This is a genomic window from Roseateles sp. GW821-FHT09H11 (genome assembly GCF_059415845.1).
In genome coordinates this window covers 231179-245312 of sequence record NZ_JBWKOA010000007.1, presented here as the reverse complement: position 1 = coordinate 245312, position 14134 = coordinate 231179, and the positions used below count along the sequence as shown (strand labels likewise).

12 protein-coding genes are annotated in these 14134 nt (G+C 70.3%); 7 read left to right on the top strand and 5 right to left on the bottom strand.

Going from position 1 to position 14134, the window contains the following annotated elements:
- Window positions 1-112 precede the first annotated feature (112 nt).
- The 6 genes from AC07PR_RS23175 (at window position 113) to pssA (ending at window position 6080) form a co-directional block, all read left to right on the top strand.
- Window positions 113-2089 (top strand): ABC transporter ATP-binding protein, encoded by a 1977-nt coding sequence (locus AC07PR_RS23175; protein ID WP_495136708.1) that lies wholly within the window; start codon window positions 113-115, stop codon window positions 2087-2089.
- Between the two features lie 178 nt (window positions 2090-2267).
- Window positions 2268-2942 carry a hypothetical protein gene (locus AC07PR_RS23170; RefSeq protein WP_377158446.1) on the top strand — a complete coding sequence of 225 codons (675 nt, stop codon included), beginning with the start codon at window positions 2268-2270 and terminating at the stop codon, window positions 2940-2942.
- 41 nt (window positions 2943-2983) lie between these two features.
- The gene (locus AC07PR_RS23165) at window positions 2984-3283 is read left to right on the top strand and encodes an HPr-rel-A system PqqD family peptide chaperone (protein WP_377158448.1); all 300 of its coding nucleotides are present in this window, start codon (window positions 2984-2986) and stop codon (window positions 3281-3283) included.
- On the top strand, window positions 3280-4194 hold the full coding sequence (locus tag AC07PR_RS23160; protein WP_483108510.1) for an HprK-related kinase A: 915 nt from the start codon (window positions 3280-3282) through the stop codon (window positions 4192-4194). The genes AC07PR_RS23165 and AC07PR_RS23160 overlap by 4 nt, the downstream gene beginning before the upstream one ends.
- Window positions 4191-5345 carry a nucleotidyltransferase domain-containing protein gene (locus AC07PR_RS23155; RefSeq protein ID WP_495136707.1) on the top strand — a complete coding sequence of 385 codons (1155 nt, stop codon included), beginning with the start codon at window positions 4191-4193 and terminating at the stop codon, window positions 5343-5345. Before AC07PR_RS23160 ends, AC07PR_RS23155 begins: the two co-directional genes overlap by 4 nt.
- A gap of 117 nt (window positions 5346-5462) precedes the next feature.
- Window positions 5463-6080, top strand: coding sequence for a CDP-diacylglycerol--serine O-phosphatidyltransferase (gene pssA, locus AC07PR_RS23150; protein ID WP_495136706.1), 618 nt, complete (start codon window positions 5463-5465; stop codon window positions 6078-6080).
- Window positions 6081-6154: 74 nt separating this feature from the next.
- Here the strand turns inward: pssA and AC07PR_RS23145 are convergent, their stop codons facing one another.
- The 3 genes from AC07PR_RS23145 to AC07PR_RS23135 form a co-directional block, all read right to left on the bottom strand.
- Window positions 6155-8197 carry a S41 family peptidase gene (locus AC07PR_RS23145; protein ID WP_495136705.1) on the bottom strand — a complete coding sequence of 681 codons (2043 nt, stop codon included), beginning with the start codon at window positions 8195-8197 and terminating at the stop codon, window positions 6155-6157.
- A 171-nt stretch (window positions 8198-8368) separates the two neighbouring features.
- The gene (locus AC07PR_RS23140; RefSeq protein WP_495136704.1) at window positions 8369-10030 is read right to left on the bottom strand and encodes a S41 family peptidase; all 1662 of its coding nucleotides are present in this window, start codon (window positions 10028-10030) and stop codon (window positions 8369-8371) included.
- Between the two features lie 120 nt (window positions 10031-10150).
- Window positions 10151-10486 (bottom strand): DUF2917 domain-containing protein, encoded by a 336-nt coding sequence (locus AC07PR_RS23135; RefSeq protein WP_495136703.1) that lies wholly within the window; start codon window positions 10484-10486, stop codon window positions 10151-10153.
- A 152-nt stretch (window positions 10487-10638) separates the two neighbouring features.
- Here AC07PR_RS23135 and AC07PR_RS23130 point away from each other — a divergent pair, with 152 nt between their 5' ends.
- Window positions 10639-12102, top strand: a complete 1464-nt coding sequence (locus AC07PR_RS23130; protein WP_483108504.1) for an aminotransferase-like domain-containing protein — start codon at window positions 10639-10641, stop codon at window positions 12100-12102.
- A gap of 7 nt (window positions 12103-12109) precedes the next feature.
- Here the strand turns inward: AC07PR_RS23130 and AC07PR_RS23125 are convergent, their stop codons facing one another.
- Both AC07PR_RS23125 and AC07PR_RS23120 read right to left on the bottom strand, forming a co-directional pair.
- On the bottom strand, window positions 12110-13144 hold the full coding sequence (locus AC07PR_RS23125) for an alpha/beta hydrolase family protein (RefSeq protein WP_495136702.1): 1035 nt from the start codon (window positions 13142-13144) through the stop codon (window positions 12110-12112).
- Entirely contained in the window at window positions 13141-14127 is a 987-nt protein-coding gene (locus AC07PR_RS23120; protein ID WP_495136701.1) for a DMT family transporter, read from the bottom strand. Before AC07PR_RS23120 ends, AC07PR_RS23125 begins: the two co-directional genes overlap by 4 nt.
- Window positions 14128-14134: the final 7 nt, after the last annotated feature.

Below are 14134 nucleotides of genomic sequence, written 5' to 3'. Positions count from 1 at the left end.
GCGGATTCCCCCCGTTCACCCCACCCACCCGCCACCGAAGCGGGGGTGGGGTGCGCCCGCCACACGGCTCCTGTAGGCTCACCGGTCTCGCAGAAGTGACAGGGAGACCGCCGTGTTTGGCTGGTTCGAAAAGCTCGTCGATCCGTTTCCGCAGACCCCGGCGCCTCAGCCGCCCAAGGGGTTCTTCGCCTTCGTCTGGGCCGGCTCGCACGGCATGCGCGGACTGGTGGGGGTGCTCATCGTCCTGACCGCCGCCATCGGCGCCTTCGAGGCGCTGCTGTTCTCGATGCTGGGCTCGGTCGTCGACTGGCTCAGCCAGGTCCCGCCCGCGCAGTGGTGGGCGACGCAGCAGGACAAGCTGCTGATGCTCGGCGGCATCCTGCTGGCCAGCCCGCTGCTGATCGCGCTGCAGTCGCTGAGCAAGTACCAGGGCCTGTCCAGCAACTTCCCGATGCGGCTGCGCTGGAACTTCCACCGCCACCTGCTCGCGCAGAGCATGAGCTTCTACCAGGACGAGTTCGCCGGCCGCGTCTCCGCCAAGCTGATGCAGACCGCGCTGGCGGTGCGCGAATGCTGGTTGATCGTCACCGACATCCTGGTCTTCATCACGATCTACTTCGTGACGATGCTGGGCGTCGTCGGCAGCTTCGACGCGACGCTGCTGCTGCCCTTCCTGGGCTGGCTGGCCTGCTACGTGGTGGCGCTGAGCTACTTCGTGCCGCGCCTGGGCAAGGCCGCCACCGCGCAGGCCGACGCCCGCAGCCTGATGACCGGCCGCATCACCGACGCGTACACCAACATCAGCACGGTCAAGCTGTTCTCGCACTCCAACCGCGAAGCCGGTTTCGCCCGCGGCGCGATGCAGGACTTCCTGAACACCGCCTACCGCCAGATGCGGCTGATCAGCGGCTTCGAGATCGTCAACCATGCGCTGTCGATGGGCCTGATCGCCTCGACCGCCGGCATGACGGTCTGGCTGTGGACGCAGGGCCAGGTCGGCATCGGCGCGGTCGCCGCCGCCACCGCGATGGCGCTGCGCCTGAACGGGATCTCGCACTGGATCATGTGGGAGATGGCCAGCCTGTTCGAGAACATCGGCACCGTGCAGGACGGCATCACGACGCTGTCGCGCCCCATCGCGATCCAGGATGCGGACGACGCCAGGCCGCTGGACGTGACCCGGGGCGAGGTCCGCTTTGAGCATGTCGACTTCAGCTACGGCGGTCGCAAGACCGTGCTGCACGACCTGACCCTGACGATCCGCCCCGGCGAGAAGATCGGCGTGGTGGGCCGCTCGGGCGCGGGCAAGTCGACGCTGGTCAACCTGCTGCTGCGCTTCTACGACGTGGACAAGGGCCGCGTCCTCATCGACGGCCAGGACATCGCCACGGCCACCCAGGACAGCCTGAGACGCCAGGTCGGCATGGTCACCCAGGACACCAGCCTGCTGCACCGCTCGGTGCGCGACAACCTGATGTACGGCCGCCCCGACGCGACGGAAGAGGAAATGCGCGCCGCCGCCGAGCGGGCCGAGGCCGTGGACTTCATCGACGGCCTGACGGACCCGAAGGGCCGGCAGGGCTACGACGCCCACGTCGGCGAGCGCGGCGTGAAGCTGTCCGGCGGCCAGCGCCAGCGGATCGCCATCGCCCGGGTGATGCTCAAGGACGCGCCGATCCTGCTGCTCGACGAAGCGACCAGCGCACTGGACTCCGAGGTCGAAGCCGCGATCCAGCGCAGCCTGTACCGGCTGATGGAAGGCAAGACGGTGGTGGCGATCGCGCACCGGCTGTCGACGATCGCAGCGATGGACCGGTTGATCGTGATGGACCAGGGCCGCATCGTCGAACAGGGCGACCACGCGGCGCTGCTGGCCCAGGGCGGCCTCTACGCGAAGCTGTGGGCGCACCAGAGCGGCGGCTTCCTGGTGGAGGACGACGTGGACGTGAAGGAGGACCCCCCGGCGCAAGGGCGGGCGCGGGCGTTGTCGCCTGAAGCCGTCACGGGCATGGGCCATCCGCCTCATGCCGTCGGATCCACCGTTGGACACATGGATCCAGCGTCAACGACAGCAAGGGATTCCGCGTAAGCCGGCGCTGACTTATCTGGCGCGCGACGGACACCGCACGCCACCCGTTCAAGGGGTTGGGCGGGGTATCCGGTGGCAGGCTTGTATGGAACACTGCGATCGCAGGTCGGACGGGAGCGCCGATCCGCTTGAGCGTCCGCAGGAATCAGGACGGCATAGCACCACGAAAGCTGAGCATATGGACAACAGCAGCGACACCACCCCGCAGTCTTCGGCCACCCCGACCCCGGTCAAGGGTTCCGTCGTCTCGCAACGCCGCCGCCGTTTCATCCAGGCAGGCGTGGTGCCGGTCGGCCTGACGCTGGCCAGCCGTCCCGCGATGGCGTGGCACTGCAACACGACCTCGGCCTGGGGCTCGGCGATCCTGCGCAACGGCGGCGCCAGCGTGCAGGCGCGTGCCGACGCGGCGGTGATCAACAACACCGAGTGCTGGTACATCTCCAACTGGAAGGACAACTCGGGCCGGTCCCAGGTGCGCGGCGGCAACGCCCCCTGGAACTACGTCATCGCCCAGTACTACTCCGGCAAGACGCTGACTTACGCGCGCAACAACCTGACCGTCTCCAAGCTGTTCCCGGGCGGCCTGAAGAACGTCAGCGGCACGGCCAACGTCTACAACCTGCTGAAGAACGACCCGTCGGGCTACGGCACGATGATGATCGTCGCGCGGCTGAACACCTTGTTCGCCGGCAACAGCGTCGGTCAATGCGTGCTGTCGGCGACCGGCCAGGACATGCTGCTGCAGATGGCCTCCCAAGGCCCCGGCCTCTTCAAGCCGACCAACTCGACCGGCGCGGCCTGGACCCAGGCGGACTTCAAGAACTACCTGTACAGCAACTGGCTCGTGGCCTGATGGCCGGAGCCGCCTGGCGCTGCAGGCAACCGATCGCTGAGGTGCTGCTCGCCTGGGAGGGCGAACAGCACGCGGTCTATTTCGACCCCGACAGCGGGGACACCCACCTGATCGCCGCGCTCGGCGCGCAGCTGGCCGAATGGCTGGCCGCCGAGCCGCTGGACCGCGACCAACTCCTGGCGCGCCTGGCCCGGGACGTCGACTGGGACGAGCCGCCCACCCCCGAGGCCCTGTCCGAACTGCTGGACCTGCATCTGCGCCGCCTGGCCGACATCCACCTGCTGATGCCGACGGACCTGGCGGATGCGGTGGCGGAGGCGGCGGAGGAGCCGGTCGCTTGAGACTGCAGGACGTCGGCACCGCCGGGCTGCGGGCCCGGATGCGCGACGGCGGCGTGACGCTGCGGCTGTCGCCCTTCACCGTGCGCGTGCGCTCGGACATTCCCCACCTCGCCGACGACGTCGCGGCCATGTACCGCGACTTCGATCTCGTCGACGAGAACGAATTTGTCGACTTCCACGTCGCCGTCCTGCGCAGCCCCCATTGGCTGAGCCGTCTGCAGGGCCGCGCCGAGTTCTGGTTCGACGGCCAGCGCTCCTTCACGCCGCTGCCGGCCGCGCAGGCGCTGGCGATGCTCGAATGGGGCATCAACTGGTGCATCGCCGCCCACGCCCATCAATACCTGCTGATCCACGCGGCGGTGCTCGAGCGCGACGGCCGCGCGCTGCTGATGCCGGCACCGCCGGGCTCCGGCAAGAGCACGCTGTGCGCCGCGCTGGCGCATCGCGGCTGGCGGCTGCTGTCGGACGAACTCGGCCTGCTGGACATGGCCACCGGCCTGGTGCATGGCATGGCGCGGCCGATCAACCTGAAGAACGCGTCGATCCCGTTGATCCGATCCTTCGTGCCGGAGGCGCATTTCAGCGCGTCCATGCCCAACACGTCCAAGGGCACGGTCGCGCTGGTGCGCGCGCCGCAGGACGCGATCGAGCACCGGCTCGCGCCCGCCCGGCCCGCCTGGGTCGTGCTGCCCGCCTGGCGCGCCGAGGCGGCCGCGCAGCTGCTGCCCATCGAGCGCGCCCGCGCCTTCATGGACCTCGCCGAGCAGTCCTTCAACTACGACGTCCATGGCCAGGCCGGTTTCCAGACGCTGGGACGGCTGGTCGACGCCTGCGCGTGCTACCGCTTCGAGTACAGCCGGCTCGACGAGGCCGTGGCGCTCTTCGAAACGCTCGCGGAGGCGGCGCCATGAGCGCGCGTCATGGTCGCGGTCACGGCGAACGCCGCCGTCCACTGCTGGTCCGCGTGCTGCTGCAGCCCGCGATCGCGGCCGGATTGAGCCTGACCGACTGGGACCTGCTGCTGCGCCAGGCGCGGCGGTCCAACCTCGCCGGCAAGCTGGCCGCGCAGATGGAAGCCGGCGGCTGGCTGGCCACACTGCCCGAGCCGGTGCAGCCGCATCTGCGCTCGGCGCTGCTGCTGTCGCGGCGGCAGGCGCAGATGCTGCGGCGCGAGGTCGACCTGCTGCGCCAGACACTGGCCGAGCTGCCCGGGCCGCTGATCCTGCTCAAGGGCGCCGCGTATGCGCTCGGTGGACACGCCCCGGCGCCGGGGCGGATGTTCAGCGACATCGACCTGCTGATCCCGCCCGAACAGCTGCCGCGCTGCGAGACGACGCTGCTGGTGCACGGCTGGGACTTCGACGACGGCCTGGACGCCTACGACCAGCGCTACTACCGCACCTGGATGCACGAGCTGCCGCCGCTGCATCACAAGCGCCGGGGCACCTCGCTGGACGTGCACCACACGCTGCTGCCGCCGACGGCGCGCACGCCGCTGGACAGCCGCGCGCTGTTCGACGCCCCGCGGCCCCTGGACGGTCTGCCTGGCGTCTTCACGTTGCCGCCCGAGGACATGCTGCTGCACAGCGCCGCCCACCTGTTCCACGAGGGCGAGTTGCCCAACGGCCTGCGCGACCTGTTCGACCTCGACGCGCTGTTGCGCGAGTTCGGCGCGATCGAGGGCTTCTGGCCGCGGCTGGCCGAGCGCGCGCGGCGGATCGGCCTCTCCCGCCCGCTGTGGCTCGCGCTGCGCTACACGCGGATGCTGCTGGACACACCCTATCCGGACACATTGCCGTCGGCACTCAGCCCGCCGCCGGGTCCGGTGGCGCTGCGACTGCTGGACGCCTGCTATCGCCGCGCGCTGCGGCCGGCCCACGACAGCTGCCGCCTGCCCGGCCACGCGCTGGCCGAGGTCGCGCTGTACGTGCGGTCGCACTGGCTGCGGATGCCGGTCGGGTTGCTCGCGCTGCACCTGGGGCGCAAGGCCTGGGGCCGGATGACGGCGGTGCCCGAGGCGCCCCCGGTCGACGCGCCCGGCGCGACCCGGGGCGACGGCTGAGAGCCCTCCCCCGCCCTCTTCTTCCCCTCTCACCTCGCGAGCGTGGGCCGAGGGGAGGGCCTGCCCGGGCGCGGCCTTTGCCACGTGGGCCAAGGCCTTCGCTTATGCTCGCTTCCCATGAACCGACCCAAGCCTTTCTCCATGATCCGCGAGTTCCACCTGGCGGACTGGTTCACCCTGGGCAACGCCTTCTGCGGCGTCGGCGCGCTGTTCTCGGTGATGACCTTCCTGCAGACCGGCGCGGTGCAGCACCTGTACTACGCGTGCGCGCTGATCCCGGCGGCGCTGGTCTTCGACGTGCTCGACGGCCGCATCGCGCGCTGGCGCCAGAAGAGCTCCGCGATGGGGCGTGAGCTCGACTCGCTGGCCGACGTGATCTCCTTCGGCGTCGCGCCGGCGGTGATCGCCTACGGCTGCGGCATGCAGGGGCTGTGGGACCGCATCGTGCTGGGCTTCTTCGTCGCCTGCGGCGTGTCGCGTCTGGCCCGCTACAACATCACCGCCGAGACGCTGTCCGGCGGCAACGACAAGGTCGCCTACTTCGAAGGCACGCCGATCCCGACCTCGCTGCTGATCGTGATCGTGCTGTGGATCGCCGCCTGGCAAGGCGCGATCGGCGAGGCGCTGTGGTTCGGCGGCGTCAAGCTCGGCGGCTTCACGCTGCACCCGCTGGTGCTGCTGTTCGCGATCTCGGGCTCGCTGATGATCAGCCGGATCAGGATTCCCAAGCTTTGATCCGGCGCGACGGTCAGGTCGGCATCATGCCGACTGACCACCGCCAAACCGCCGCCAGACCGCCGCCGCCGCCCTCAGTGCGGCGGCGTCGTGACGATCGCGCCACCGCGCAGCAGATCGCGCCAGGGCGCCCGCGGCGCCGCGTCTGCCGGCCGGTCTTCCAATGGCCTCGTCACCCGGCACTGGCCGGTGGCGGCATGGATCAAAGCCGCTTTCAGCAGCGCCTCATTGGGATCGCTGAGCTCATGGGCGAGATCGTCCACCACGAAGCAGCCCTGAACCCCATTGGCGCCCGATCCGCCCGGCACGAAGCCCTCGCCGTAACCTGAGAATCCCTGGGCGTTGCTCACGACATGGTCCAGCGGCAGGTAGGTGTGGCCGCAGTTGGCCCTCGGGCTGGCGGCATAGGGGCGACCGCAGGTGGTGCTGCCGATCAGCACGACATCCACGCCGACGCCCCGCAGGCCGTTGATCAAGGCCTCGCTGGCCGCGCATGTGCCGGCCTGGGTCAGGACGTACACGCGCCGAAGATGGCCGGCATCGAGCGTGGGCAGGTCAGGCGTCAGACAGCGCCCGCTCAGGTCGGCGCAGCCATGGAACGGCAGCTCCGTGCCGCTCAGTTGCCCGCCCTGGAGGCGCGAGAAGGCTTGTCCCATGCTGCGTTTGCCAGCGACCATGTAGGCCAGTTGACTGGCGACGGACAAGTCGCCGCCCTGGTTGAAGCGCAGGTCGATCACGAGGTGGTCGATCCGCGCCTCGCTGAAGTCATTGATCGCGCTGACCAGCTCGGCGGTCGCGTGCGCGCCATGTTCCTGGAACAGCAGATATCCGACATCGTCCTCTCCCATCTTGATGAGCTTCGCCAACGGCACGGGCTGCCTGGCGAGGCCGCTGGTCAAGATCACGGTCCTCGTCGAAGCGTCGCCCTCCGACCTCAAGATGAAGCGGTGCTCCGTTTCCATGTCGCGCGGAAACATCAACGCCGCGAGGAGGGCCGCGCGTTCCTCGTCGTCGTCGTCGGCCTCGACGCCGGCGGCAGCGACCAGCGTATCGCCCCGCTTGACGCCTTGCCGCTCCGCCCGGCTGCCGGGCTGAACGAAAGCGACCCGGATGTTCCTGGGCGGCGTGTGCGATCCCACCGACCATTCGATGCCGAAACCGGGCACTTTCTCGCCGCTCATGAAGGCATTGAACGCGGACGTGGGCACGACCTGGGTGTATTCATCCCGGCGCTTTCCGCCGGGCTTGAACGCGGGCGAGCGCAGCGCGTCCAGATAGGCCGACAGGGCTCGCGACACGTCGTTGTCGTCGAGTCCATCGACATCGACATCGACATACGGCACGTCCTGGCGCCAGAGGTAGACCTCGTCCATGAGTGAACGCACCCAGTTCCGCTCGATCGCCAGGCTGCCGGTGGGCGCTCCGTCCCGGGCGTTCTCCGCTTCGACGTTGTCCGGGGCGCACTGCCCGGCGTAGACCGAGCTGTGCTGAAAGGCGCGATTCAGCACCCGCCCGGCATCGACGCCGTCCTTGCCGTCCGCGCCAGCCGGACCACGCGGGCCTGGAAAACCGGGCCGGCCTGGAAGACCTTCCGGACCAGGAAAGCCCGGCTCACCACGTTCACCCGGATTGCCGGGCGAGCCGTCCTTGCCATCCCGCCCGTCCTTGCCCGCCGGTCCGGGCAGGCCCGCTTCGCCGGGCAGACCGCGAAGCCCGTGCAAGCCGTCCTCGCCATCCCGTCCATCCTTGCCCGCCGGTCCAGGCAGGCCCGCTTCGCCGGGCAGACCGCGAGGTCCGGGCATGCCGTCCTCGCCATCCAGCCCATCCTTGCCATCCCTGCCCGCCGGTCCGGGCAGGCCGGCCTCGCCAGGCAGACCGCGAGGTCCGGGGGAGCCGTCCATCCCGGCCATCCCGGTCATCCCATTCGTCCCGTTCGTCCCGTCCCGGCCATCCTTTCCAGCCGGCCCCGGCGGGCCGTCCTTGCCATCGGCCCCGTCCACGGCCATCACGTCCTCGCCGCCGTCATGGCAGCCTTGCAACACCGCGACGCAAGCGGCGCACATCACGATGATCGACGCACGCTTGGCCGCGCGCTCGATCCAGGTTCTCTTGGTCATCTCTGCTGTCCGCCGAACGAATCGGCCGCCTCTGTGGGAGAAGGCGACTTTGTCGAAGCGCTGCGGGCAGGGTTCCGTTGCCCAGTGCAACAAATCGGCGCGCGCGACAACAAAAAAGCCGCTCCGGGGAGCGGCTTCTTCAGTGCGCCATGAACGGCGCGGACCGACGGCTCAGGGCCGTCCGCCGACGATCCGGTTGCTGCGCGCCGCGAGCTTCTTGAGACTCAGCGCGATCGCATCGCCGTCCGCCGCCCGCACGCCCATCGCGCGGGCCCGGCCCGTTTCCGACGACTGCGCCGCCGGGCAGGTGCCGTTGGCCCGGTACTGCAGCGCCGCGGCCAGCATCGCCTCGCTGGTGTCGCCCAGCGCGTGGTCGAAATCGTCCGCGACCTGGCAACCCTTGACCCCGGTCGCGCCCGTGCCCGCGGGGACGAAGCCGTCCGCGTACTCGCCGAAGCCCTTGTTGTTGGTGCCGACGAACTCGATCGGGAAGTAGCTGTAGCCGCAGTTGTCCTTCGCGGAGAAGCCGTAGGGCTTGCCGCAGGTGGTCCCGCCGACCAGCACGACCTCGATGTCGACGCCGCGCAGGCCGTTGATCAGCGCCTCGCTGGCCGAGCAGGTGCCCGACTGCGCCAGCACGAACACGCGCTTGAGGTTCAACGCCGGCAGCGGCTGCTGGGACGTGCAGTTGTTGCCCGACAGCAGGCAGGACTCGCTGTAGAACGGCGTCTTCGAATCCGGGCTGTTGGTCTCCGCGCTGCGCTTGCTGTTGTAGCGCAGCTGCTCGAAGGTCTTGCCCGACGTCGCCGTGCCGCCCGCGATCATGTAGGCCAGCTCGCTGGCGATGAACAGGTAGCCGCCGCCGTTGTAGCGCAGGTCGACGACCAGATCGCTCACGCCGCTGGCGCCGAAGCTGCGCATCGCGCTGATCAGCTGCGCCTCCGCCGTCAGGATGTGGTCGTTGAAGACCAGGTAGCCCACCTTCGCGCCGTCGGCGGCGGTGAGCACCTGGCTGGTCGGCACCGGCGTCTTGGTGACATTGCCGGCGACCAGCGAGACGTCGCGCGGCAGCCCCGCGTTGGACGTCAGCACCAGGCGGTGGCTGCCGCCCGCGGTGTCGGGGAAGAGCGCCGCGTTGAGCGTGTTCACGCCGGCCGCATCGGCGGCATCCGCGGCCGCGCCGTCCGCGGTCACCAGCGTGTCGCCGCGGCGCACGCCGGCCCGGTCGGCGACGCTGCCGGGTTCCACGAAGGCGACGCGCAGACCGCGCGGCGGCGTCGGCGACTTCATCGACCATTCGATGCCGTAACCGACCTCCACGCCGCTCTGCGACAGCGCGTTCCACTCGCGCGTGCTCATCATGAAGCTGAACTGGTCCTTGCGCTTGCCGCTCGCCGTGAACGCCGGCGACAGCAGGTCCTCGAAGTAGGCGTTCAGCGCGGTCTCCACGTCGCTGCCGCTGTAGGCCGCCGCCGAGGCGTTGATCGACGGCACGTCCTCGCGCCACAGGTAGGCCTCGTCGAGGTAGGAACGGACCCAGCTCTTCTCCGTGGACAGCGAGGCGGTGCGCAGATTGGCCGCCGCTTCCGTGTTGCCCGGCGCGCATTGCTGGGCGTAACTGGCGCTGGGCTGGATCGTGGTCTCGCCCCCGGTGTTCCCACCGGTGTTGCCCCCGCCGCCGACGGAGCCGCCGCCGTTGTTGCTGCCGCTGTTGCTGCCGTTGAGCGGCGTCCCGCTCTCACCGCCCCCGCCGCCGCAGGCGCTCAGCATCATCACGCCAACAGCGCCGGCCACGGCCAGACGCGCCACCCGGCCCATCACGGATCGATTCATCGCAACTCCCTCGTGGGACTTCGGTCCCATGTCTTTGTAGGTTGGCTGACACCGTCGTGATGTCATCGGGAAACCTTCGAGGGCCGATTTATAGCGAAAAACCGGTGACAGGCCTTGGACTTAATCGAGGGTCTCCGCCCTCAGGGTGACGAGTGATGCGCCCTCGCCACTGGCGAAGATCCGCCAACCGAACCAACCCGGGGGCGCCGGCAGGTCCAGCGTCTGGCCGGGTTCCAGCCAGTGATCGTCCGGCCAGCCGACCCGGGTGATCCAGGCCCGACCGCCGAAGACCCGCAGCCGCACGGGGCGCCGCAGGCGCAGCGCGACCGGGCGGCCGTCGGTCGGCAGCACGAGGGCGTCGGGACCCGGCCCGGGAGGGACAAAGGCCGGCGCGGGCCAGACCTGGGGCTGGAGGCGGGGCCGGAACGGCGAGGGGAGCAGGCGGAGCGGTTGCATGCCGTCACCTTAAAAAATATGGCTGTCGCGCTCCATCCACAGCCGCCGACCGACACGAGGCATACAGCCCGCGCACGAACCGGGCCTGTGCTGGCCGGCTTGCCGCTCATCTGTATCGGTCATCGCCGGGCGGGAACACACAGAATCGATGCATGGACGCGCCGCTGTTACCGCTGTACATGCAACTCGCCGACCGGATGGCCCGGTCGATCCGCTCGGGCACCTTGAAGCGCGGCGAGCGGCTGCCGTCGGTGCGGGAGCTGGCGGGACAGCACGGCGTCTCGCTGTCGACGGCGGTCCAGGCCTACCGGTGGCTGGAAGACGCCCGGCTGATCGAGGCCCGGCCGCGCTCGGGCTACTTCGTCGCGGCACGCCCGCCGCGGCTGCCGGAACCGCGCGTCTCGCGCCCCGACACGGCGTCCCGGATGGTGCAGCTGGACCAGCTCGGCGTGCAGGTGATGGCGCTGTCGCAGGACCCCGCCTTCGTCTCCTTCGGCGCGGCCTGTCCGGGCCCGGAGCTGTTCGACCAGGACCGCGTCCGCCGCGCGATGGCGCGCGCGGTGATGCGCCATCGCGACCTGCTGTGCACCTACCCGCTCGGCCCCGGCATGGAGGAGGCGCGGCGCGCGGTCGCGCGGCATGCGCTCGGCCTGGGCTGCGTGCTCGACCCGGACGAGGTCGTCCTCACCAACAGCTGCATGGAGGCGATCAGCCTGTGCCTGCGCACGGTGTGCAAGCCCGGCGACGTGGTGGCGCTGGAATCGCCGACCTATTACGGCTTCCTCGAGATCCTGCAGAGCCTGCACCTGCGCGCGCTGGAGATCCCCACGCATCCGCGGCACGGCATGTCGCTGGACGCGCTGCAGCTGGCCTTCGAGACCCAGCAGGTCAAGGCGGTGCTGACGGTGCCGACGCTGTCGAATCCGCTGGGCGCGTCCATGCCGGTGCCTGAGCGCCGCCGGCTGGCGGCGATGCTGGCGCAGCACGACGTCGCGCTGATCGAGGACGTGCTCTACAACGACCTGTCCGAGCAGGAGGACAAACGCCGCGCGGTGAAGTCCTTCGACACGACGGGGCACGTGATGATCTGCGGCTCGTTCTCGAAGACGATCGCGCCCGGGCTGCGGCTGGGGTGGGTGGAAGCGGGCCGCTGGGGCCAGGTGTTGCGGCGGACGAAGGCGGTGCAGTCTGGCGGCCAGACCAGCGTGCTGGAGCTGGCGCTGGCGGACCTGCTGACGCAGGCCGGCGGCGGTGCCGCGTTGCGGCAGCTGCGCGCGACGATCGCCGCGCGCGTCGACCACGCCCGCCAGATGATCGCGGAGAGCTTCCCGAAGGGCACGCGCGTGTCCGACCCGGCCGGCGGCTTCATCCTGTGGGTGGAACTGCCCGACGGGCTGGACACCGCCCTGCTCTACGAGGCCTGCCTGGCCGAGCACATCGTGATCGCGCCGGGGATGATGTTCTCGGCGAGTCCGCGCTTCCGGAACTGCGTGCGTCTGGGTGTCGGCGGCCAGTGGGGCGACGCGCACCCGCGCGCGCTGCGCCGCATCGGAGCGTTGGCGAAGGCGCTGCTCATGGCCCCTTCCAACACGTCCAACGACGAGCTCGCGGCTTAGCAGTCGCTCATCCCTGAAGCCATTCGTCCTTGGCGTCCAGGCCCTTCGGTGACTTCAGGCGCGTCAGCGCGCCTTCGTCCTCGAGCAATCGCCAGCGCCACCAGTCCGTACTGATGGACTTGATGAGCGACGCGTGGTGCGCGGCGAGCTTCTCCGGAGCTACTTCACGCCCCCGCCCCAGCAGCCGCTGCCCGAAACCCGCGCCTCGCTCGCCGCCGCCGCCGAAGCTCATGTGATCGGCGTCCTCGAGCCACAGCTGCGCCTTGGCGCCGGCCGGCAGCGTGTCGTAGACGACGCGGCGATAGCGGCCGTCGCGCTCCTGGCCGATCGGGTTGCCGTCGAGGCTGCCGGTCAGGCACAGCATCGGGCGCGTGATGCCCTTGATGCCGCCCGGGAAGTGGCCGGCCGACGGACTGAACGCGGCGAAGGCCCTGAAGTGCGAGTCGGTCAGGTCCGGCGCGTTGCGCACCTGGAAGTCGCGTCCCGCGACCGCCAGCGTCGTCTGGGCGCCGAAGGAGTGGCCCGACATGCCGAGCGCCTTCGGCAACACGCGCGCCCACGGACCGCTGCCGTCCTTCTGCAGCTTCAACATCTGCCCGACGGCGAACTGCACGTCGTGGCCGCGTTCGATCAACTGCTCGACGCTCGCGGCGGCCTTCACCGCCTGCAGCCCGCCGCGCCAGATCGCGCGATCGCTCCCCGCATGCTGCAGATGCAGCGTCGCGATGCCGGCCTCGGCCCAGGCCTGCCCCCACTCGGTGCCGCCGTCCAGGCTGCCGCCCAGGCCGTGCGAGAACACCACCAGCGCCATCGGCCGGTCGCCGTCGGGCAGGCGCAGCCGCCAGGGAATGTCGCGCAGGCGGGACTGATCGCGCCAGACGCCTTGCTGGACGCCGGCATCCGGCGCGCTCTGCGCACGCGCGGGAAGCCATGCGGCGGCACCGAAGGGGAGGCCCACGGCCGTCACGGCGGAGAAGGCGGAAAAGGCGGAAGCGCGCTTCAGGAGCGCGCGGCGAGCGGGGTCGTGAGGCAGAAAATTCATGGCGACGAGGCGGGCAGATGCCGTTCCCGCCCCGGTGGCGGCACCGGCTTGAGGCGCAGGGCCCAGGAGACGCCGCCGACCAGCAGCGCCACGCCGGCCACGCCCATCAGCGGCGGCCACTCGGCGCGATGCCACTGCGCGTAGGCGAGCGCGGCCAGCGTCTCGAAGACGATCAACTGGCCCACCAACGCGGTCGGCAGGCGCTGGCTGGCCTCATTCCAGCACAGCGTGCCGAGCCAGGACGCGAACAGCCCGATGGCGGCCATCAGTCCGACATAGGGCCACAGCCGGGGACCGGCGGGGAAGTCGAAGCCGGCGGGCAGCAGCGGCAGCCCGGCGCCGTCGGCGATCGCGAGCACCACGAAGGCCAGCCCCGCCATCGGCAGCGTCACCAGCCCCTGCGCGGTGGCCCAGGCCCGGGGGTTGCGGTCGGCGTGCGCGCGCAGCCAGTCGGCGTTGCGGATCGGGTACCAGGTCCAGCAGGCCAGCGCGATCAACGCCAGACCCGCGCCCTGCAGGTAGCGGCCCAGTTGCTGGGGCGCGACCGCGGCCTGCTCGACCTGGTTGACGCAGCCGATGCCCAGGGCGATCAGCAGCAGCGCCGGCGCCAGGTCGCGCCAGCGGTAGTGGCCGTCGCGCGCGGCGTTGCGATGGTTGGAGCAGACCGCGATGACCACGGGCAAGGTGCCGATGATCATCGTCGGCAGCGGTCCGCCGGCGCGCTGGATGGCGGCGGCCAGCGTCAGGTAGTAGAGGAAGTTGCCGATCGCGCTGAGCTTCACCGCGTCGACCCAGTCCGCGCGGGTGAGGCGCTTCAGCTCCCGCCAGTCGATCGACGCCAGCGGCACGGCCAGCAGGCCGAACGCGAGGTAGCGGCCGGCCATCAGCATGGCGGCGGGGTAGTCGGGCAGCAACAGCGGGGTGACGAACACCAGGCCCCACATCAGGCCGGCGGCGAGCGCGAACAGGAATCCGGACAGCATGCGGCGC

Bases quoted from the DNA above. Each gene is read 5' to 3' on its own strand.
- pssA (WP_495136706.1), top strand. From the start codon at position 5,463: ATGAACCGACCCAAGCCTTTCTCCATGATCCGCGAGTTCCACCTGGCG.
- AC07PR_RS23170 (WP_377158446.1), top strand. From the start codon at position 2,268: ATGGACAACAGCAGCGACACCACCCCGCAGTCTTCGGCCACCCCGACC.
- AC07PR_RS23145 (WP_495136705.1), bottom strand. From the start codon at position 8,197: ATGACCAAGAGAACCTGGATCGAGCGCGCGGCCAAGCGTGCGTCGATC.
- AC07PR_RS23140 (WP_495136704.1), bottom strand. From the start codon at position 10,030: ATGAATCGATCCGTGATGGGCCGGGTGGCGCGTCTGGCCGTGGCCGGC.
- AC07PR_RS23125 (WP_495136702.1), bottom strand. From the start codon at position 13,144: ATGAATTTTCTGCCTCACGACCCCGCTCGCCGCGCGCTCCTGAAGCGC.
- AC07PR_RS23155 (WP_495136707.1), top strand. From the start codon at position 4,191: ATGAGCGCGCGTCATGGTCGCGGTCACGGCGAACGCCGCCGTCCACTG.
- AC07PR_RS23120 (WP_495136701.1), bottom strand. From the start codon at position 14,127: ATGCTGTCCGGATTCCTGTTCGCGCTCGCCGCCGGCCTGATGTGGGGC.
- AC07PR_RS23135 (WP_495136703.1), bottom strand. From the start codon at position 10,486: ATGCAACCGCTCCGCCTGCTCCCCTCGCCGTTCCGGCCCCGCCTCCAG.
- AC07PR_RS23130 (WP_483108504.1), top strand. From the start codon at position 10,639: ATGGACGCGCCGCTGTTACCGCTGTACATGCAACTCGCCGACCGGATG.